The 20,153-nt window shown below is 63.7% G+C and carries 18 protein-coding genes; 10 read left to right on the top strand and 8 right to left on the bottom strand.

Translation table 11 applies throughout. The annotated features are described in order from the left end of the window. The gene (locus tag VPH41_RS11695) at positions 1 to 381 is read left to right on the top strand and encodes a hypothetical protein (RefSeq protein ID WP_328570124.1); all 381 of its coding nucleotides are present in this window, start codon (positions 1 to 3) and stop codon (positions 379 to 381) included. 47 nt (positions 382 to 428) lie between these two features. On the opposite strand, the gene VPH41_RS11690 is transcribed toward VPH41_RS11695, so the two are convergent. The 7 genes from VPH41_RS11690 to VPH41_RS11660 all read right to left on the bottom strand — a co-directional run bounded on the left by VPH41_RS11690 (position 429) and on the right by VPH41_RS11660 (position 7,790). Continuing rightward, on the bottom strand, positions 429 to 1,550 hold the full coding sequence (locus VPH41_RS11690) for a metallophosphoesterase (RefSeq protein ID WP_328570123.1): 1,122 nt from the start codon (positions 1,548 to 1,550) through the stop codon (positions 429 to 431). 128 nt (positions 1,551 to 1,678) lie between these two features. Beyond that, a complete protein-coding gene (locus VPH41_RS11685) occupies positions 1,679 to 3,196 on the bottom strand; it encodes an ATP-binding response regulator (protein WP_328570122.1) in 1,518 nt (505 codons plus the stop codon). Beyond that, positions 3,183 to 5,006: an ATP-binding protein gene (locus VPH41_RS11680; RefSeq protein ID WP_328570121.1), complete on the bottom strand. Its 1,824-nt coding sequence runs from the start codon at positions 5,004 to 5,006 to the stop codon at positions 3,183 to 3,185. Before VPH41_RS11680 ends, VPH41_RS11685 begins: the two co-directional genes overlap by 14 nt. After that, complete coding sequence (locus VPH41_RS11675; RefSeq protein ID WP_328570120.1) at positions 5,003 to 6,088, bottom strand: ATP-binding SpoIIE family protein phosphatase; 1,086 nt, start codon at positions 6,086 to 6,088, stop codon at positions 5,003 to 5,005. The genes VPH41_RS11680 and VPH41_RS11675 overlap by 4 nt, the downstream gene beginning before the upstream one ends. Further along, positions 6,085 to 6,519 (bottom strand): ATP-binding protein, encoded by a 435-nt coding sequence (locus VPH41_RS11670; RefSeq protein WP_193317372.1) that lies wholly within the window; start codon positions 6,517 to 6,519, stop codon positions 6,085 to 6,087. The genes VPH41_RS11675 and VPH41_RS11670 overlap by 4 nt, the downstream gene beginning before the upstream one ends. Positions 6,520 to 6,529: 10 nt before the next feature. Beyond that, positions 6,530 to 6,892, bottom strand: a complete 363-nt coding sequence (locus tag VPH41_RS11665) for an STAS domain-containing protein (protein ID WP_099667758.1) — start codon at positions 6,890 to 6,892, stop codon at positions 6,530 to 6,532. A gap of 7 nt (positions 6,893 to 6,899) precedes the next feature. Then, positions 6,900 to 7,790, bottom strand: coding sequence for an STAS domain-containing protein (locus VPH41_RS11660; RefSeq protein WP_328570119.1), 891 nt, complete (start codon positions 7,788 to 7,790; stop codon positions 6,900 to 6,902). 225 nt (positions 7,791 to 8,015) lie between these two features. Between VPH41_RS11660 and VPH41_RS11655 the strand changes: the two genes are divergently transcribed. The 4 genes from VPH41_RS11655 (at position 8,016) to VPH41_RS11640 (ending at position 11,766) form a co-directional block, all read left to right on the top strand. Continuing rightward, on the top strand, positions 8,016 to 8,429 hold the full coding sequence (locus tag VPH41_RS11655) for a hemerythrin domain-containing protein (protein WP_328570118.1): 414 nt from the start codon (positions 8,016 to 8,018) through the stop codon (positions 8,427 to 8,429). A gap of 33 nt (positions 8,430 to 8,462) precedes the next feature. Further along, a complete protein-coding gene (gene hmpA, locus VPH41_RS11650) occupies positions 8,463 to 9,644 on the top strand; it encodes an NO-inducible flavohemoprotein (RefSeq protein WP_328570117.1) in 1,182 nt (393 codons plus the stop codon). Positions 9,645 to 9,775: 131 nt separating this feature from the next. Next, positions 9,776 to 10,084: a DUF485 domain-containing protein gene (locus VPH41_RS11645; RefSeq protein ID WP_328570116.1), complete on the top strand. Its 309-nt coding sequence runs from the start codon at positions 9,776 to 9,778 to the stop codon at positions 10,082 to 10,084. Then, positions 10,081 to 11,766 (top strand): cation acetate symporter, encoded by a 1,686-nt coding sequence (locus VPH41_RS11640; RefSeq protein WP_328570115.1) that lies wholly within the window; start codon positions 10,081 to 10,083, stop codon positions 11,764 to 11,766. Before VPH41_RS11645 ends, VPH41_RS11640 begins: the two co-directional genes overlap by 4 nt. 66 nt (positions 11,767 to 11,832) lie before the next feature. Here VPH41_RS11640 and VPH41_RS11635 read toward each other — a convergent pair whose 3' ends face one another. Then, positions 11,833 to 12,288 carry an RrF2 family transcriptional regulator gene (locus VPH41_RS11635; RefSeq protein WP_328570114.1) on the bottom strand — a complete coding sequence of 152 codons (456 nt, stop codon included), beginning with the start codon at positions 12,286 to 12,288 and terminating at the stop codon, positions 11,833 to 11,835. A 358-nt stretch (positions 12,289 to 12,646) separates the two neighbouring features. On the opposite strand from VPH41_RS11635, the gene ppc reads away from it, so the two are divergent. The 5 genes from ppc (at position 12,647) to VPH41_RS11610 (ending at position 20,136) form a co-directional block, all read left to right on the top strand. Then, positions 12,647 to 15,400 (top strand): phosphoenolpyruvate carboxylase, encoded by a 2,754-nt coding sequence (gene ppc / locus VPH41_RS11630; protein ID WP_328570113.1) that lies wholly within the window; start codon positions 12,647 to 12,649, stop codon positions 15,398 to 15,400. Positions 15,401 to 15,605: 205 nt separating this feature from the next. After that, positions 15,606 to 16,616: a type I glyceraldehyde-3-phosphate dehydrogenase gene (gene gap / locus VPH41_RS11625; RefSeq protein ID WP_328570112.1), complete on the top strand. Its 1,011-nt coding sequence runs from the start codon at positions 15,606 to 15,608 to the stop codon at positions 16,614 to 16,616. A gap of 87 nt (positions 16,617 to 16,703) precedes the next feature. Continuing rightward, positions 16,704 to 18,164, top strand: coding sequence for a pyruvate kinase (pyk, locus tag VPH41_RS11620; RefSeq protein WP_080698726.1), 1,461 nt, complete (start codon positions 16,704 to 16,706; stop codon positions 18,162 to 18,164). Between the two features lie 240 nt (positions 18,165 to 18,404). Continuing rightward, the gene (locus VPH41_RS11615) at positions 18,405 to 19,202 is read left to right on the top strand and encodes a heparin lyase I family protein (protein WP_328570111.1); all 798 of its coding nucleotides are present in this window, start codon (positions 18,405 to 18,407) and stop codon (positions 19,200 to 19,202) included. A 25-nt stretch (positions 19,203 to 19,227) separates the two neighbouring features. Next, on the top strand, positions 19,228 to 20,136 hold the full coding sequence (locus VPH41_RS11610) for a heparin lyase I family protein (protein ID WP_328570110.1): 909 nt from the start codon (positions 19,228 to 19,230) through the stop codon (positions 20,134 to 20,136). The last annotated feature ends 17 nt before the right edge of the window (positions 20,137 to 20,153 follow it).

Raw genomic sequence — 20,153 nt, 5'->3', positions numbered from 1 at the left:
ATGCCTAAAACCAAAAAGATATTTTTTGTGTCCGTATTGGCCATTGCAATATTCATCGATGTACATTTTTTAGCTGGCTGCGGAAAGTTAAGCCCCGAGTTCTCATCGGGCTGGGTTATTGCAGGCACATTTCTTCAGTTGTATGGCGCGCGAAAGCTCTTCCGCACATTAAGAAGTGATGCCGCCGTTGGCGCCCATATCGTCCCTGATGATTATGTCAGGTACGGTTTTTTCCGTTCAAAATGGTTCTATGCGGTGCTTGTCATCTACATGGGCTGCATGGTCTTTTCTTACGGGGTAAGCCATCCGGACTCGCGAACTGCATTGAAACTTGGCACGAAAATAAGCAGCTGCCCTGGAGGGGGGGAGCTGAGTTCGTGAAACTGTCTATGAGCAAGCGCGTCTCCGACGGGCTGTCTGCCGCCGACTTACGCCGCCACCAGCCTGATTCTCGTAATCTCCGCCGGCGCGCCGATGCGTTTCGGCGGGCCCCAGTAACCGGTGCCGCGGCTGACATAGATCCACAAACGGCCTTGCCGGTGCAGTCCCGCCACGTAGGGCTGCTGTAGCGGCACGAACAGGTTCCACGGCCAGAACTGGCCGCCGTGCGTGTGGCCCGACAACTGCAGGTCGTAGCCGGCCGCTTCGGCCTCGGGCGCGCTGCGCGGCTGGTGCGCCAGCAGGATGCGGGGGATGCCGGCCGGGGCGCCGGCGATGGCCGCTTGCGGGTCGCTTTTCTGGGCCGGGTCGAATGCGCCCGCGCTGTAGTCGGTGACGCCGGCGACGGCCAGGCGCGCGCCGCCGTGCTCGATGACCGCATGTTCGTTCATCAGCACGCGCAGGCCCAGGCGGCGAAATTCCGCCACCCACGGCGCGGCGCCCGAATAGTATTCGTGGTTGCCCGTGACGAGGAACACGCCGTGGCGCGCGCGCAGCTCGCCCAGCGGCGCCGTATGGCTGGCCAACTGCGCCACCGTGCCGTCGATCACGTCGCCCGTGATGGCGATGAGGTGCGCCTGCAAGCCGTTGGCGCGCGCGACGATGGCTTCCACATAGGCGCGCTGGATGGTGGCGCCCACGTGGATGTCGCTCAGCTGCACGATGGTGTAGCCGTGCAGTGCCGGCGGCAGGCCCGCGATGGGCACGTCGATCTCGCGCACGCGCGCCACCCTGCGGGCGTTGAGGAAGCCGACGACGGTGGCCAGCAACGCCAGGACCAGGGTCGCCACGGCGGACGCCTGCGCGTGTGCGCGGACGGCGGGAATCAGCATCAGCAGCTCGCGCAGCACGGTGAGCACGAACAGCGAGGAAAAAAAGCCCATGCACAGCGAACCTGCCCAGACCAGACGGTCTGCCAGGCGCGCATCATTCGTGACGGCGCGGGCGAAGATAGTCATCGGCATGAGCATGGTCGACGCCAGCAGCACCAGGCCGCCCAGCAGCCAGCCGGCCAGCCCCACGGGCAGGGCCGGCAGCAGCAGCCAGCCCAGCAGGGCGTGCAGGGCGCCCAGTATCATGGTGATGCGCAGCAGCGGCGTGCGGGTTTTCATGTCATGGTTCCAGTGGTGGGGTGCCCGGCGCGGCGGACGCGTCGACAGCATGGCGGCATGGCCGAACCTGTCGCGCCTGGCATCGGCCGATTATAGCCGACGCCTGGTCTACGGATGGCCGGTCCCGCTCATGGGGCGATATGCAATCCCAGCATGGCCAGCTTGCCGAAATCGACGGGCTTGGCGAAGTGCTCGTTGAAACCGGCCTGCAGGGCGGCCTGGCGGTCGTGTTCCTGGCCATAGCCGGTCAGCGCCACGAGCAGGAATTGCTGCGGTATCGGCAACTGGCGCAATTGCACGGCCACCTCGTAGCCGCTCATGTCGGGCAGGCCGATGTCGAGAAAGATGATGTCGGGCTTGAATTCCAGGGTGCGTTCGGTCGCTTGCGCGCCCGTGTAGGCAGTGCGCACCGTGTGGCCGTACATTTCCAGCAATTCGGCCAGGGTGTCGGCCGCATCGAGGTTGTCGTCGACGACGAGGATGCGCTGGCTGCCGCCGGTGGCCGCTGCCGGCAGCGGCGCGGCGGCCGGCAGCGGCACGTTGGCGTCCAGCGGCAGGGTGACTTCGAAGGTGCTGCCCAGTCCCACGCCGGGACTGCACACGCTGACCTGGCCGCCGTGCAGGGTCACCAGGTTGCGCACCAGCGACAGGCCGATGCCCAGGCCGTCCTGCACCCGGTCGGGCGCGTGGCCGCTTTGCTCGAACAGGCCGAAGATGCTGTCGATGCTGGCCGCGGCAATGCCGATGCCGTTGTCGCTGAGGCGGATACGCACGTTGTCGCCTTCGCGCGCGGCGGAAATCGCGATGCGCCCGCCCGGCGCCGTGAACTTGGCCGCGTTGAGCAGCAGGTTGGCGACGATCTGCGACAGGCGCACGGCGTCGCCGCAGACCCACAGTTCTTCCCTGGGCAGGTTCACGTCCAGCGCATGGCCGCGCGCCTCGACGCTGTGCGAACTCGTTTCCAGTGCGCTGCGGATGACGCTGGCCAGGCTCACGCTTTCCCATTGCAGCGAGATTTTTCCCTGCGAAATGCGCGACACGTCGAGCAGGTCGTCCACCAGGCGCACCAGGTGGTCCGTGTGGCGGGCGATGGTGCGGCGCGCATTGTCCTGCGCGGCCGGCACGACTGGATCGAGCTTGCACAGCAAGGCCAGCGCCGTGCGGATGGGGCCCAGCGGGTTGCGCAGTTCGTGCGCCAGGGTGGCCAGGAATTCATCCTTGCGGCGGTCCACGTCGCGCAGCGCGCGCTCGACGCGGCCCAGCCGCAGCAGCGCCTTGACGTTGGCGATCAGTTCGTCCGCCTCGATCGGCTCGACCAGATAATTGTCGGCGCCGCCGTCGAGCGCGCGTATCTTGTCGGCCGAGCCGATGCAGGAAGCGGACGTCTGCAGCACGAGGATGGTGTTCGTCTCGGCGCCGCCCTTCAACTGGCGGCACACTTCCAGGCCGTTGATGTCGGGCAGCTTGACGTCGAGCAGGATCAGGTTGGGGCGGTCCTGGCGCGCGCGCAGCAGGGCGTCGCCCCCGTTCGATGCTTCGATGACCTTGAAGCCGGCGCGCTGAAGGATGCGCGACTTGGCGTAGCGGGCGCCGTCGCTGTCATCGACGTTGAGGATCAGAGCATCGCTATTGTTATCCGGTCGCATGCGCATTGTCCTCGGTGGTTGTGCCTTGCGGCGGAACCGGCTCTTGCCGGTGATGTTGATTGCCGATCAGCGCGCGCAGGGTGGCCAGCAATTGCTGGCGCGGCAGCGGCTTGATGTAATAGGCGTCGGCGCCCAGGGCCAGGCCCTTGCGCACGTCGTCGATCTCGGTGGCGACGATGACGGGGACCTGGCGCCGCAGCGGGTCGTTTTTCAGCTCGGCCAGCCAGTGCCAGGCCGTCTCGCCGTGCAGCAGGATGTCGAGGATGACGGCCGCAGGGCGCTGCTGTTCCCAGCGTTCCTGCGCTTCGCGCACGCTGCGCGCGGGAACCACGCGAAATTCGCTGCCGGCCAGGAATTTTTCATACAGCAGGCGGACGGGCGGATTGTCTTCCACCACCAGCACGGGGATGCGCTGGTCGTTGCCGTTGTCGTTGGCGGGCGCGCACGGCGGCAGGCTGCCTTCGGGCGCATGGTAGCTGGCGGGCAGGATCACGGAAAACAGCGAACCCTGGCCCGGCGTGCTTTCCACGGCCACCGTGCCGTTGAGCAGGGTGGCCAGGTTGCGGCACAGGGGCAGGCCCAGGCCCGTGCCCTTGACCTTGCGCTGCATGTGGTTTTCCACCTGGCTGAATTCCTCGAAGATCAGCTGCACGTCTTCGGCGGCGATGCCCAGGCCCGTGTCGGAGACGGAAAAGCAGATGGCATCCTGCTCCGGCAACGGCGTGGCGCTGACGATGATGGCGCCCGCTTCCGTGAACTTGAGGGCGTTGGAGATGAAGTTGCGCAGGATTTGCGACAGCTTGCCTTCATCCGTGTGGATGTGCAGCGCCGGATCGGGGTCGATGAAGGTGAGCGTGAGCGAATCGGACACCAGCAGCGGGCGCAGCATGCCGCGCAGGGCGCTGAACAGGTCGGCGACCAGCACGCTGTTGGCGTGCACGTCGACCTTGCCCGCCTCGATCTTGGCCAGGTCCAGCAAGTCGTTGACCAGGTCGCTCAGGCTGACGGCGCTTTGCAGGATGAACATCACCTGCTTTTCCTGCTCCTCCGACAGCTCGCCATCGATGCGGTCGAGCAGCAGCTTGGACAGGGCACGGATGGAACTGAGCGGCGTGCGGAATTCATGGCTCATGTTCGACAGGAAGCGCGATTTCATCTGGTCGGCGCGGCGCAGGTGGTCGGCTTTTTCGTCCAGTTCCGCGAACAGCGCCACCACGCCCCGGTTGGTGTCTTCCAGTTCGCGCGTCAGCTGCAGCAGGTCGTCCTGGCGCGTCTTCAGTTCGGCCAGGGTGCTCAGCAGTTCACGGTTCTGCTGCTGCACTTCGGCGAGCGTGATATCCGAAGGCAGCGCCTGCAGGCTGCCGGACAGGGTGCCGATGCTTTGCCCGTCGAGCAGGGGCGCGTCGCGCGGGAACAGCTTGTGCAGGGTGATCTGCGTGCCGTCGCCCGGCGCGCTGCGGATGTGACAGCGGTCCATCAGGCGCTGCGCGCCCAGGATGCCCAGCCCCATGCCCGTGTGCGAGCGGTAGGTGCCGGCCAGTATCTGATCCAGCTGCGCGATGCCGGGGCCCTGGTCTTCGATGCGGATGCTCAGCACCTGCGGCGCCGTCAAGCCGTCGATGGCGAAATGCACCTTGCCGCTGCCGGCGTAGTTGTAGACGTTGCGCGCCAGTTCCGAGACGGCCGTGGCGATGCGCACCTGGTCCTGCACGCCGAAGCCGCACAGGGCAGCGATCTGCCGCGCGCGCTGGCGCGCGCCCACCACATCGAGTTCGCTGCCGATATGGGCCGTCAATATGCGTTGCGTCATGCTGCACCTGTCCCTTCTGCTGATATAGCCTGGTGTTCCTCGTGCTCGCGCAGCACCACCACCGTGACGTCGTCGCGTCCGCGCGAAAAATCGCGGTACAGCACGGCGGCGACCAGGCTGGGATGGCAGTGCGCCAGGCCCGGATACTGTTCCAGGTCCCAGCGCGTATGCAGGCCGTCCGTATGCATGATCAAGGTCGTGCCCTGCTGCCATGGAAAGCGGAATTCCTGCACCTTGCGCAGATTGCTGCCGACGATGCCGTTATGCGACAGCAGATGCCTGCGCTGCCGCGCATCGAAGGCGCAGGCGGCGATATTGCCCACGCCCGCATAGCGCAATTCGCGCTGCATGGTGTCGATATGCGCCACCGCCATGGCCGCGCCGCGCGTGGCGCGCAGGGCGCCGTGGGCCAGTTCGATGAAGGGGGCGGGCAGGGGCGGCAGGCCGGGCGTGTCGTGTTCCAGCAGCGCGCTGGCGCATTCCGAGGCGCGCGCCGCCAGCGGGCCGTGGCCCAGGCCATCGGCCACCATCAGGCTCAGTTCATGGCCTTCGCACACGACGTTCCAGGCGTCGCCGCATACCTGTTCGGAGGCCAGCGGCAGGCACACGGCGCCGATCTGCCAGTTCGGTCTGGCCGGAATGGCGCTGCTGGCGTGCTGCCCCCATATCACCATCATCAGCGCCGTGCCCTTGCCGGGCGCCGTGTACAGGTCGAATTCCTGGCTCAATCGGCGTATCGCGCCCAGTCCCACGCCATAGGTTCCCGTGGTGGAATGGCCGTCCTGCATGTGCTGGCGCACGTTCGCCATGCCGGGACCGTTGTCGATGGCCAGCACTTCGATGCCGCTGGTGCCGCCGCGCAGCACCTTGCGCAGCAGGATTTCACCGCGCTGCGCGTGCTTGACGATGTTGGTGGCCGCTTCGCTGATGATGATGGCCAACTGGCCCGTGCGCACGTCGTCGAAGCCGATGTGGCGCGCCAGCTCGTTGCCGGCGCGGCGGGCCGCGGCGATTTCGCTCGGTTCGCCGATGGGAAAACTGCGTTGCCTGGCAATGTCAGGGTACGGCTCTTGGTGATTCAAAACAGCTTCCATTTCGCGATGGTGACGGTGGTGCCCGCGCCGGGCGCCGTGTCGATGTGAAATGCGTCGGCCAGGCGCTTGGCGCCACCCAGCCCCAGTCCCAGCCCGCCGCCGCTGGTATAGCCATCGGTCAGCGCCAGGGTGATATCCTCGATGCCCGGTCCCGCATCGACAAAGCGCAGTTCCAGCCCCAGCCGCGCGCCGTCGCTGACGCGCGCGATGTGCGCTTCGCCGCCGCCGCCGTAGCGCAGGGTGTTGCGCGCCAGTTCGCTGGCCGCCGTGATGATCTTGGTCTGTTCGATCAGGCCAAAACCCATGGCGACCATGCTGTCGCGTACTTGCTTGCGCAGCCGCACGACATCTTCATCGCTGTGCAGGGGCAGAATTTGCTGCGTCGGCTGGGCCGCTGCCTGCCCTTGTGCGCCTAGCACGGCGCCTCCGTCATGCGCATGCGCCGCCCCGTTCCAGCAGCTTGATCCCCCGTTCCACGTTCAGGGCCGTGCTCACGCCTTCCAAGGTCAGCCCCAGTTCCACCAGGGTGATGGCCACGGCGGGCTGCATGCCCACGACCACGGTGCGCGCGTCGAGGATTTTTGCCATCGCCGCCGTATTGCTGATCATGCGGCCGATGAAGGAGTCGACGATGTCGAGCGCGGAAATGTCGATCAGCACGCCCGTGGCGCGGTCCGTCACGATGCGCGTGGTCAGGTCGTCCTGCAAGGTCATCGCCAGGCGGTCATGCATGTCCACCTGGATCGTCACCAGCAGCAGCCGGCCCATGCGTAAGATGGGGATTCTCTCCATGGGCGCCTCAGTGCTGCTGCGGGTAGGTGATGCTGGAGCCCGTGCGTTTCAGGGCCACGACGAAGGCGTCGGCCAAGGTGGCCTTGGTCATCACGTCTTCCAGGTTCACGCCCAGGTGCACGATGGTTTGCGCGATCTGGGGGCGGATGCCGCTGATGATGCAGTCGGCGCCCATCAGGCGCGCGGCGGCAATGGTTTTCAGCAGGTGCTGCGCCACCAGGGTGTCGACGGTGGGCACGCCCGTGATGTCGATGATGGCGATCAGGGCGCCCGTGTCGACGATCTTTTGCAGCAGGCTTTCCATCACCACCTGCGTGCGGGCGCTGTCGAGCGTGCCGATCAGGGGCAGGGCCAGCACGTTTTGCCACAGCTGGACCACGGGCGTGGACAGTTCCAGCAATTCCTGCTGCTGGCGCAGGATCACCTGTTCGCGCGCCTTCTGGTAGATGGCGATGGTCAGCAGGCCCAGTTCGTCGAACAGCTTGCTGGTGCTGACGATGGCGTCGCCCAGCTGCTGCGGCTGGGCCGTGATTTCCTTGCGCAGATAGCCGAACAGCGGTTCCTTGAGGGAAAACATGAAGCTGGCCGTGTCGATCGGCGAATAGCCCTGGCGCACGCGCGACTGCGATATTTCAGCGAGCAACTGGCGCGTGTCGTCCCAGGCGCCGCCTTCGATGTCGAACGAGTCGCCGCTTTCCAGCGCGCCTGCCAGCAGCGGCAGGAATTGCGAGGCCTGCTGGCGCAGCTCGTTTTCGGCGATCTTGTCGCGCCGCACCAGGCGGGAGATCAGGCCGGCCATCCAGCCGTCCAGCAGTTCCGTGTGGTGTTGGCTGATGATGCCGGCCAGTTGTTGCGCCTGGCCCGTGCCCGTCTTGACCGTGTCCGTCTTCATACTCATGCTCATCCTTGGCTGGAGTGGAGGGTGCGGCGCGGCCGCAAGCGGGCACGCGCTGTGATGAATAAATTATAGGCAGGCATGGCCATAGCTAATGTTCTGTGCCGCACATAGTGGCGCAATCAGTGCATATTTCCGCAAGAAACTGTCGCCATTTAAAGATGTATATGATTTGCATGTTTAAATGAATTCCGCTACACTGGCTGCACTCAACAAGAGAAACACGCCATGAATATCGACAAATTCAAACAGCAGCACCTGGCCATCCTGGCCGCCATCGATGACTTGCGCCAGCTGGCGCGCGGCGGTGTTGCCGCGCAGGCGCAGGCCATCGCCGAACAGATCATTGCCATGAGCGGCTTGATCAAGCTGCACCTGGCCGTCGAGCAGCGCTACCTGTATCCGGCCGCGCAAGCGTGCGGCGTGGCCAGGGTAGCCCAGCTGGGCCGCCAGTACGAAAACGAGATGCACGGCATCGCGGGCGCCTACCTGGATTTTGCGGGTCGCTGGAATACGCCCGTGCGCCTGGCAGCCGAGCCGGAAGCGTTCCGCAGCGAAGCCAATACCGTGCTGCACGCGCTGTTCCAGCGCATGCGGCGCGAAGACCATGACCTTTATCCCGCCATAGAATCCCTCGCCTGAGGCCGCTTACTGATAGATACACAGGAGTTTTACATGCTGACCCAGCAACAACGCACCATCATCACGGCTACCGTCCCCATCCTCGAGCAGGGCGGCGAAGCGCTGACTCGCCATTTCTACAAGAACCTGTTCCGCGACCATCCCGAAGTGCTGCCGTACTTTAACCAGGCGCACCAGCACAGCGGCGACCAGCAGCGGGCGCTGGCCAATGGCGTGCTGATGTATGCCAAGCATATCGACCGGCTCGAAGCGCTGGGCGACCTGGTGGCCACCATTGTCAACAAGCACGTGGCCCTGCAGATTCGTGCCGAACACTATCCGCTGGTGGGCGCCAGCCTGCTGCAAGCGATCCGCGAAGTGCTGGGCGCCGAGGTGGCCAGCGACGCCGTCATCGACGCCTGGGGCGCGGCCTACGGCCAGCTGGCCGATATCCTGGCCGGCGAAGAAGGGCGCATCTACAAGGCGCAGGCGGCCGCACCCGGTGGCTGGAGCGGCGCGCGCGACTTTACCGTGCACAGCAAGACGGTGGAAAGCGCGGAGATCACGTCCTTCCTGCTGGCGTCCGCCGATGGCCGGCCCGTGCTCGACTTTGCGCCAGGCCAATACATCGGCGTGCTGGCCGCCGTCGATGGCGTGCCCATGCGCCGCCAGTATTCGCTGTCGGCTGCCAGCAATGGCCAGACGTACCGCATCAGCGTCAAGCGCGAAGAGGGCGGCAAGGTGTCGAATTTCTTCCACGACGAGGTGCAGGCGGGCGACACCGTGCAGCTGACGCCGCCGTCGGGCGACTTCGTGCTGACGCAGAGCGACAAGCCCCTGGTGCTGATCAGCGGCGGCGTGGGCATTACGCCCACCCTGGCCATGCTGGCGGCGGCCCTGCGCGGCAAGCGTCCCGTGCATTTCATCCACGCGGCGCGCAACCGGGGCGTGCATGCATTCCGCGCGCAGATCGACGCACTGGCCGCCCAGCATCCGCAACTGCAGCGCTATTACTGCTACGCGGAACATGAAGGCGAACACGATGCGCCGGACGCCGTCGGCTTGCTGAACAGGGAGCAACTGGCGCACTGGCTGCCGGCCTCGCGCGACGTCGATGCCTACTTCCTGGGGCCGCAGCCATTCATGCGGGCCGTCAAGCAATACTTGCGCGAACTGGGCGTGCCGGAACAGCAGACGCACCATGAATTCTTCGGACCGGCTGCCGCACTGAATTGATGGTGCCGCCTGCCGCGTGTTGTCGCCGCGAGAAAAAACCGCTGCCGTAAGGGGCGGGTAAGCCTCGCGCTGTACTGTGAATCCAAGCTCGAAAACAACAGAGCAGCTTTTACATAACAGGAGGCAACACAATGCATGACGATCTCGTTCAAAAAATCAAGAGCGACCCCAACTATCATCAGCTGGTCAAGGTACGTTCCCGCTTTGGCTGGGCGCTGACGGGCCTGATGATGCTGGTGTACTACGGCTACATCCTGCTCATCGCCTTCGACAAGGAATTCCTCGCCACGAGAACGGGTGCCGGCGTGATGACCTGGGGCATGCCGATCGGCCTGTTCGTCATCGTGTTTACCGTGCTGGTCACGGGTATCTATGTGCGCCGCGCCAACAAGCAATTCGACGACCTGAGCAACGCCATCCAGGCACGGGTGCAAGCATGAGCGGCGCCCCATCGACGCAACGCACATTCGCCTGCCTGGCAGCCCTGGCCGTGCTGGCGGGCGCCAGCAGCAGCGTGCTGGCGGCCGGCGCCGACCTGGGCCAGGCAGTCAAGCAGCCCACCAACTGGACGGCGATCATCATGTTCGCCGCCTTCGTCATCTTCACCCTGTTCGTCACCAAGTGGGCGGCCGCGAAGACCAAGTCGGCCTCCGATTTCTACACGGCCGGCGGCGGCATCACGGGTTTCCAGAATGGCCTGGCCATCGCGGGCGACTATATGTCGGCCGCTTCCTTCCTCGGCATTTCCGCCGCCGTCTTTTTGAACGGCTACGATGGCCTGATCTATGCCATCGGCTTTCTCGTCGGCTGGCCCGTCATCACCTTTCTGATGGCCGAGCGCCTGCGCAACCTGGGCCGCTTCACCTTTGCCGACGTGGCCGCCTACCGCTTCAAGCAGGCGCCGATCCGCATCTTTTCCGCGTCCGGCACCCTGGTCGTCGTGGCCTTCTACCTGATCGCGCAGATGGTGGGCGCGGGTCAGCTGATCAAGCTGCTGTTCGGCCTCGAATACTGGATCGCCGTCGTGCTGGTGGGCACCCTGATGATGATCTACGTGCTGTTTGGCGGCATGACGGCCACCACCTGGGTGCAGATCATCAAGGCCGTGATGCTGCTGGGCGGCGCCACCTTCATGGCCGTGGCCGTGCTGGCGCAATTCAACTTCAGCCCGGAAGCGCTGTTTGCCAAGTCGGTGGACGTGCATGCCACCAAGGAAGCCATCATGGGCCCCGGTTCCTTCATCAAGGACCCGATCTCGGCCATCTCGTTCGGCATGGCGCTGATGTTCGGCACTGCCGGCCTGCCGCACATCCTGATGCGTTTCTTCACGGTGCCCAGTGCCAAGGAAGCGCGCAAGTCCGTGTTCTGGGCCACCACCTGGATCGCCTATTTCTATATCCTGACCTTCATCATCGGCTTTGGCGCTATCGTGCTGGTGAGCACCAATCCCGAGTTCAAGGATGCGGCTGGCAAGCTGCTGGGCGGTAACAACATGGCGGCCGTGCACCTGGCCAAGGCCGTGGGCGGCAACGTCTTCCTCGGCTTCATGTCGGCCGTCGCCTTCGCCACTATCCTGGCCGTCGTGGCGGGCTTGACCCTGTCGGGCGCGTCGGCCGTGTCGCACGATCTGTATGCCACCGTCATCAAAAAGGGCAAGGCCACGGGCGCCAACGAATTGAAAGTGTCGCGCGTGACGACGATCGTGCTGGGCATCATTGCCGTGGTGCTGGGCATTGCGTTCGAGAAGCAGAACATCGCCTTCATGGTGTCGCTGGCCTTTGCCATCGCCGCTTCGGCCAACTTCCCCGTGCTGTTCATGTCGGTGCTGTGGAAAGACTGCACCACGCGGGGCGCCACCATCGGCGGCTTCCTGGGCTTGATCACGGCAGTCGCGTTGACGGTGGTGTCGAAGTCCGTGTGGGTGGACGTGCTGGGTCATGGCGAAGCGCTGTTCCCGTATGCGTCGCCGGCGCTGTTCTCGATGACGGCAGGCTTTGTCGGCATCTGGCTGTTCTCGGTGCTCGACAAGAGCCCCCGCGCGCGCATCGACCGCGCCGGCTACGAAGCGCAGCAGATGCGCTCGGAAACGGGCATCGGCGCGGCAGGCGCCAGCGCGCACTGATTGATCAGCTAGTCCTTGCAGAAAACAATGCCCGGCTTGCCGGGCATTGTTGTTTTTGTGCGCCTGCTACTGTGCCAGGTGCAGGGGAATCACGCCCGCCGCCAGCGCGGGCGCGCCCGGCGCCGCGTCGAGTATCGATGCCAGGGTCACTGTGTCGAGCACGGCCAGGAAAGCGGCCGTGGCCTGGCCCAGCCTGGCCTTCAGCAGGCAATCGGGTGTCAGCGGGCAAGTGTTGCTGTCCTTGTTAAAACATTCCGCCATAAAGAAATCGCTTTCCGTCTCGCGTACCACGGTGCCGATATTGATGTCGGCCGGGTCGCGCGCCAGGCGCAGGCCGCCATTCCTTCCGCGCACGGTTTCCACGATGCCGGACAGGCCCAGCTGATGCACCACCTTCATCAGGTGATTCTTCGAGATGGCATGCAGGTCGGCAATGTCCTGGATGGTCACGAGGCGGTCGCGGTGCACGCCCAGGTACATCAGGGTGCGCAGGGTGTAGTCGGTATAGGCAGTCAGTCGCATCGCTAGTCGGGTCGGTAAAGATGTGGATTACATCCTTGTTTCAGCCGCCAGCATACAGGAGAGTGCCTTGCCGCAGCGGGTCTGCTGCGCATTTTCACGCCACATTTCAGCCTCGAGAGGCAAAAGTTGATTGCCTTTCGATCAAATGCGTAGTAAATTTTCATATTGTTGCCCTGGTAAATAGCTTGCAAGCCCTTTATAACCCTTTGAGCATGGATTTTTCTGATGAAAATCAAGAGGATGGTGAAACAATAAGGTAAATTTACTACAAATTGGATGATGAGCGTTTCCCGGGCCGGGGAGCGCGTACTACGCAATCTGTGCGGTGCCGCCGTGGCCGCTCCAGGAAATGAATACCATGCAAATGAATGAAGTGAAAGACGAGCTGCTGAGCAGCGATATCCGCCAGCTGGGCCGTCTCTTGGGCGACGCCATCCGCAACCACCTGGGCGACCCCGCCTTCGAACGTATCGAGCATGTGCGCCAGCTGGCCATCCGTTTCCGCCGCGACAATGATGAAGCGGCGCGCGCGCAGCTGTCCGCTGCGCTGCAAGCGCTGTCGCAGGAAGAAACCACGCAATTGACGCGCGCTTTCAGCTATTTTTCGCTGCTGGCCAATATTGCGGAAGACCAGCACCACATCCGCCGCACGCGCGCCCATTTGATCGCCGGCTCGCCGCCGCGCCAGGGTAGCCTCAGCCATGCCGTCGGCAATGTGTTCGACGCGGGCAAGGCCGATGCGCTGGCGTCGTTCTTTGACGATGCCTTCGTCAGTCCCGTGTTCACGGCCCACCCGACGGAAGTGCAGCGCAAGAGCATCCAGAATTGCCAGATGGCCATCGCGCGTCTGTTGAGCGAGCGCGACCGCGTACAAATGACGCCGGAAGAGGCGGAGCAGAATGAAGAAGCGCTGGGTCGTGGCATCGTCACCCTGTGGCAGACGCGCCTGCTGCGCACGAGCAAGCTGTCCGTCATGGACGAAGTGGCCAATGGCCTGTCGTTCTATGACCACACGATCCTGCGTGAACTGCCGAAATTGTATTCATCGCTGGAAACCATGCTGGCCCAGCGCGATGCCCGCTGGGAAGATGTGGAATTGCCCAACTTCATGAAAGTGGGCAGCTGGATAGGCGGCGACCGCGACGGCAACCCGTTCGTGACGGCCGACATCCTGCGCAGCACCTTGCAGACGCAGGCTGACAAGGCACTCGATTTCTACCTCGGTGAATTGCGCAAGCTCGCTTCGCAACTGTCGCTGGCGCAGATACTCAATGGCTGCAGCGAGCCGCTGCGCGCGCTGGCCGAGCGTTCGGCCGACGCATCGCCGCACAGGGTCGACGAGCCGTACCGCCGTGCCTTGCACGGCATCCATGCGCGCCTGGAAAACACGCGCGTCGTGCTCTCCGGCAAGGGCAAGCAAGCCGATGGCGTGCAGCCCTACGCTGCGGCTGCCGAGCTGCTGGCCGACCTGAACGTGGTCCAGCATTCGCTCGTCAGCAATGGCTTGCGCGCGCTGGCGCGGGGCCGGCTGCGCCAGCTGCGCCGCGCCGTCAAGGTCTTCGGCTTTTCGCTGGCGCCGCTGGACTTGCGCCAGAATTCCGACGTGCACGAGCGCGTCGTGGGCGAACTGTTCGCGGGCGCCCAGCCGGGCCTCGTTTACCTGGACCTCGATGAAGAGCAGCGCATCGCCTTGCTGCTGACCGAGCTGCAGTCGCCGCGCCTGCTGACGTCGCCGTATGCGCAGTACTCGGAAGAAACCACGTCCGAACTCGACATCTTCCGCGCCGTGCGCGAAGCCCACGTCAAGTACGGCCGGGAATCGGTGCCGAACTGCATCATCTCAAAGGCGGCCAGCGTCTCGGACTTGCTGGAAGTGGCCTTGCTGCTCAAGGAAGTGGGCTTGCTGCGCCAGGACAGCCGCGAAGTGGACGTCAATATCATCCCCCTGTTTGAAACCATCGACGACTTGCGCGCCGGTCCCGCCATCATGGCGCGCGCCTTCGGCTTGCCGTTCTACCGGGGCTTGCTGGCGTCGCGCGCGGACCAGCAGGAAGTCATGCTCGGCTATTCGGACAGCAACAAGGACGGCGGTTTCCTGACGTCCGGCTGGGAACTCTACAAGGCCGAGATCGAGCTGGTGACGGTCTTCAAGCAGGAACAGATCAAGCTGCGCCTGTTCCACGGCCGCGGCGGTTCCGTGGGCCGCGGCGGCGGACCCAGCTATGAAGCCATCCTGGCCCAGCCGGCCGGCGCCGTGCAGGGACAGATCCGCCTGACGGAGCAGGGCGAAGTCATCACGGCCAAGTATGCGAACCCGGAAGTAGGGCGCCGCAACCTGGAAGTGCTGGTGGCCGCCACCATCCAGTCGACCCTGCTGCCGCAGGCGCAGCTGCAGCCGAAGGCTTCGGCCGGCGCGGGCCATCTGGCCGCCATGGAAGAGCTGTCCGGCACGGCCCTGAACGCCTACCGCGACCTCGTCTACGGCACGGAGGGCTTCGAGCAGTATTTCTGGGAATCGACGGTGATCGCGGAGATTGCCGCACTGAACATCGGCAGCCGTCCCGCCTCGCGCAAGAAATCCACGTCCATCGAGGATTTGCGCGCGATCCCGTGGGTCTTGAGCTGGGCGCAATGCCGCTTGATGCTGCCGGGCTGGTTCGGCTTCGGCTCCGCCGTGCAAGCCTACCTGGCCGCCCACCCGGCCGATGGTGCCGACGTGCTGCGCGGCATGTACACGGATTGGCCATTCTTCACGTCCCTGCTGTCGAACATGGACATGGTGCTGGCCAAGAGCGACATCGCCATTGCCGGCAAGTATGCGGAACTGGTCAAGGACAAGGCCTTGCGCGACGCCATCTTTACGCGCATCCGCGCCGAATATGCGGCCACCCTGGACGCCCTGAAACTGATCACGGGCCAGGAAGAGTTGCAGCAAGCCAATCCGCTGATGCAGCGCTCGATACGCAACCGTTTCCCGTACATCGATCCCCTCAACCACGTGCAGGTGGAATTGCTGAAACGCTTCCGCGAGGGCAAGCAGGATGCGGCGGCCCGCACGGGGATTCACTTGTCGATCAATGGCATTGCGGCAGGGTTGCGCAACAGCGGTTAATTCTTTTTAATCCGACAACCAATGCTGGGGTCGTACCCTCAGGGTGCGACCCCGGTTTTTGCACTTGGGGGGGAGAAATAGTGGCTACCTTTTTGGGTCAGTCACTGCGTGATCGGAATGCGCCCCACTAGGGCGTATTCCCCCGCCGGGTCTGACCCCAGCTTTGCACTTGGCTTAGTTTTAAGTAAAACAACAAGGAGACAGCATGACCATCAAAGTTGCCATCAATGGCTATGGCCGCATCGGCCGCAATGTCTTGCGCGCTTTTTATGAAGGCGGCAAGCAGCAGGATATCGAAATCGTCGCCATCAACGACCTGGGCGACGCCAAGTCGAATGCGCATCTGACGCGCTACGATACGGTGCACGGCAAGTTTCCCGGCGTCGTTACCATCGACGGCGACAACATGATCGTCAACGGCGACCGCATCCGCGTGTTCGCGCAGCGCGACCCGGCCCTGATACCGTGGGGCGAACTCGGCGTCGACGTCGTGCTCGAGTGCACGGGTTTCTTCACCACCAAGGAAAAAGCGTCGGCCCACCTGAAGGGCGGCGCAAAGAAAGTCATCATCTCGGCGCCGGGTGGCAAGGATGTCGATGCCACCATCGTGTTCGGCGTCAACCAGCACGTCTTGAAAGCCTCGGATACGGTCATTTCCAACGCTTCGTGCACGACGAATTGCCTGGCGCCATTGGTCAAGCCGCTCAACGACGCCATCGGCATCGAATCGGGCCTGATGACCACCGTGCACGCCTATACGAATGATCAGGTATTGTCCGACGTGATGCATGAAGACTTGCGCCGCGCCCGTTCGGCCACGCATTCGATGATTCCCACCAAGACGGGAGCGGCAGCGGCCGTGGGCCTGGTCTTGCCGGAACTCAATGGCAAGCTCGATGGTTTTGCCGTGCGTGTGCCGACGATCAACGTCTCGCTGGTCGACCTGTCCTTCATCGCCAAGCGCGACACGACGGTGGACGAGGTGAATGCGCTGCTGAAAGCGGCATCGGAAGGCGCGCTGAAAGGCATCCTCACGTACCAGACGGAACCGCTCGTTTCCATCGATTTCAACCACAACCCGGCTTCGTCGAACTTCGATTCGACCCTGACCAAGGTGTCGGGCCGCCTCGTGAAAGTGTCGTCGTGGTACGACAACGAATGGGGCTTCTCGAACCGCATGCTCGACACCACGGTCGCCCTGATGGCGGCCAAATAACAAGGTTTTACCGCTGATCCAGCGCACCAGGACGGCCGGCCCACAAGGCTGGCCCTTGTAGCAACTTATTATAGAAAGCAGCACACCATGACCATGCAAGTACAGCAACGCGCCACCAAGATCGTTTCCACCATCGGCCCCGCTTCGAACGATATCGATACCCTGGTCCGCATGTTCAAGGCCGGCGTCGACGTCGTGCGCCTGAACTTCTCGCATGGCAAGGCGCAAGACCATATCGACCGCGCCCGCATGGTGCGCGAAGCGGCAGCCCTGTGCGGCCGCGAAGTGGCCATCATGGCCGACTTGCAAGGTCCGAAAATTCGCGTCGGGAAGTTTGAAGAAGGCAAGATTTTCCTGGAAAACGGCGCCAAGTTCATCCTCGATGCCAAGTGGGGCGAGAACGGTGAACTGGGCAATATCGAGCGCTGCGGCCTCGACTACAAGGAATTGCCGCGCGACTTGCGCACCGCCGACGTGCTGCTGCTCAACGATGGTCTCATCGTCTTGACGGTCGACAAGGTCGTCGGCAGCGAAATCCACACGACTGTGAAAATCGGCGGCGAGCTGTCGAACAACAAGGGTATCAACCGCCAGGGCGGCGGCTTGTCGGCCCCGGCCCTGACGGCGAAAGACATGGAAGACGTGAAGACGGCGATGAGTTTCCAGGCCGACTACGTGGCCGTGTCCTTCCCGAAAAACGCCACCGACATGGTCATGGCGCGTCAGCTGGCCAATATCGCGGGCGAAGCGTGGGACCACAAGCCGATGATGATCGCCAAGATCGAACGCGCGGAAGCCATTCCTGCGCTGCAAGAAATCCTCGACGCGTCCGACGGCATCATGGTGGCGCGCGGCGACCTGGCGGTCGAGGTGGGCAATGCGGCCGTGCCGGCCTTGCAAAAACGCATGATCAAGATGGCGCGTGCGTCGAACAAACTGGCGATCACGGCCACGCAGATGATGGAATCGATGATCGTCAACGCCGTGCCGACCCGTGCGGAAGTGTCGGACGTGGCCAATGCCGTGCTGGACGGCACGGACGCCGTCATGACGTCGGCGGAAACGGCCTCGGGCCGCTATCCGATCGAAACGGTGGAAGCGATGGCCGCCATCTGCCTGGACGCGGAAAAGTGGGATACCTGCAAGCTGGACGCCGATTTCCTCAACGCCACCTTCTCGCGCATCGACCAGTCGATCGCGTATGGCGCCCTGTTTACGGCCCACCACCTGCGCGTGAAAGCCATCGCCACCCTGACGGAATCGGGTTCCACGGCCCTGTGGATGAGCCGTTGCAACATCGACATCCCCATCGTGGCCCTGACCCCGAGCGTGGGCACGCGCCGCAAGCTGGCCCTGTACCGCAACGTCAGCACCCTGGAACTGACGTCCGGCACGGACCGCGACAAGGTCTTGCAACAGGCGGAAGATTTGCTGGTGGAACATAAAGTCGTGGCCAAGGGCGACACCGTCGTGCTGACCTGGGGCGAGCCGATGGGCAAGGTGGGCGGCACGAATGCGCTGAAAATCATGAAGATCGGCCAGCACTAAGTTGCTCAGGCGCCGGCTCCCCCTGTGCGGATCCGGCGCCGCATTGCCCTGGCGGGCCCGCCCTGCGCCGCAGGCGCGGGTGGCCCGTCCATTCCTGCTGGTTCCTTCCTCCGCCATGCGCGCCACCATCCTGTCCAGTTAATAATTATTAAGAAAATACTTATTAATTGTCGAAATTAGTATATTTAAATATAATTGCATGTATCGTGTTTTGAGCAGTCAAACCATACAAGGCTTTGCATGCAGTTATTACGTTTTGCCGCCATCTCCCTATTGACCGTTGCGGGCTTGCCGGCTTACGTCGTGGCAGCCGTCTTTCCTGCCGTTCCGGCGGCAGACATCGCGCAGCATTTCACCGATTACTATGGCGTGCGCCAGCATGCGCAGCAGCGTGTCCAAGTGACGACGGCTACCGTGGGCGGCGTCACGCGGCCCGTGGTGCGCGCCGACTGGTATGGCACGGACGCCACGCCGCACAGCGATTTCCACCTGCTGAACGAACAGCACCCGGTGCAATCGGCGCGCCGCTGGTATGCCATGAGCATCTTCCTGCCCGCGGACTGGATCAGCACCAGCGCGCCCATCACCGTGGCGCAGGTCGATAACGGCAGCGGGGCAGGGACCCTGGCGCCGCCCCTTGCGCTGCAGATACGCGGCGACCAGCTGATGCTGAACATGAACTTTAATCATCGGACGGGCGATATCACGCCCGCCAATTCCGCGCGCCGCACGGTGCTGGCCGGTCCGGCAACCCTGGGCAGCTGGCATTGCATGGTGGTGCGCGCCGACTGGTCGGCGGTGGCTGGCACCGGTGAGCTGCGGGTCTACATGAATGGCAGTGCGAAGGAAACTTTTTTCGCCCGCTTAAGCCACAACAGCTACGCGGGCGCGCTGCACGTACCGCGCGTGGGCTTGAGCGTACCGGAGGAGGCCGCGCCAGGACATCGCGTGATGTATGCCGACTTTGTATGGGTGGGCGATTCCGCCGCATCACTCAATGACATGACGCAAAAGACGCCTTGCCATGCGGCATCTTGAACAGCCTCCGAACCAGGGATTTCCCATGCGCTCCTTTATCGCCATCGCCATGCTGGCATTGCTGGCCGCCACCCCGCTGCACGCGCAGGTCGTCAACGGCATCGGCGGACCCGTGACCACCATGGTGCCGTCCAGCGCGTCCCGGCCGGCCAGTTTCGACAATGTGACGACGCGCCACTTCAACTGGCTGTACGGCATCAGCGCCGGCAATGCTGCCGGAGTGGAATTGGTGGGCGATCCTGCCGTGACGCAGGGCGTCGAGACGCGCAAGGTGTTCCGCATGACCGTCAACGCCAGCGATCCCGACGAATATGGCAAGCGCACCGAGGTGTCGCCATTGTATGAGCGCGTGCCCCAGGGGCGCCGCTGGTATGCGGGCGGCGTATATTTTCCTGCGGACTGGGACTTGACGGGCAAGGATGGCTGGATCGTCGTCTTTCAGGTGCACAGCGCCAGGGGCATCGTCGTGACGTCGCCGCCGTTTTCGATCATCGCCGATGGCCCCGACCTGCTGATGGAGACGCGGGCCAATCACCGCGATACCTACACGTTGAAGAATGGCGTGATGGTGCCCGATGCGAGTCCGGACAATACGATGCAGCAACGTCTGATGCTGGGAAAAATTGAGCGTGAGAAATGGTACTGTTTGGTGCTCGATGCGGACTGGCAACATGCGTCAGGGACGGGCGCATCGCGCCTGTGGCTCAATGGCAAGTTGGTGTACGAGGGAAGCAATTTTCCTACCCACTATATGAATGTGGAGTTGCCGTCGCGCGGCAATTATCCGAAGACGGGTGTCTACCTGGGCGGATTCCAGGACACGCTGCACGGCAAGCGCGTCCTGTATGCGGATTTCATCCACCTGGGCGGCGCCGCCAGCAGCTATGCGGAAATGGCCGATCGCACGCCATGTCCCGCGCCGCCGGCAGCGTAGTCAAGGCGCAGGGGCTC

The sequence above is a fragment of the Janthinobacterium sp. P210006 genome, assembly GCF_036231885.1.
GTDB classification, from domain to species: domain Bacteria; phylum Pseudomonadota; class Gammaproteobacteria; order Burkholderiales; family Burkholderiaceae_D; genus Janthinobacterium; species Janthinobacterium violaceinigrum.
This window is presented reverse-complemented; position numbering and strand designations above follow the sequence as displayed.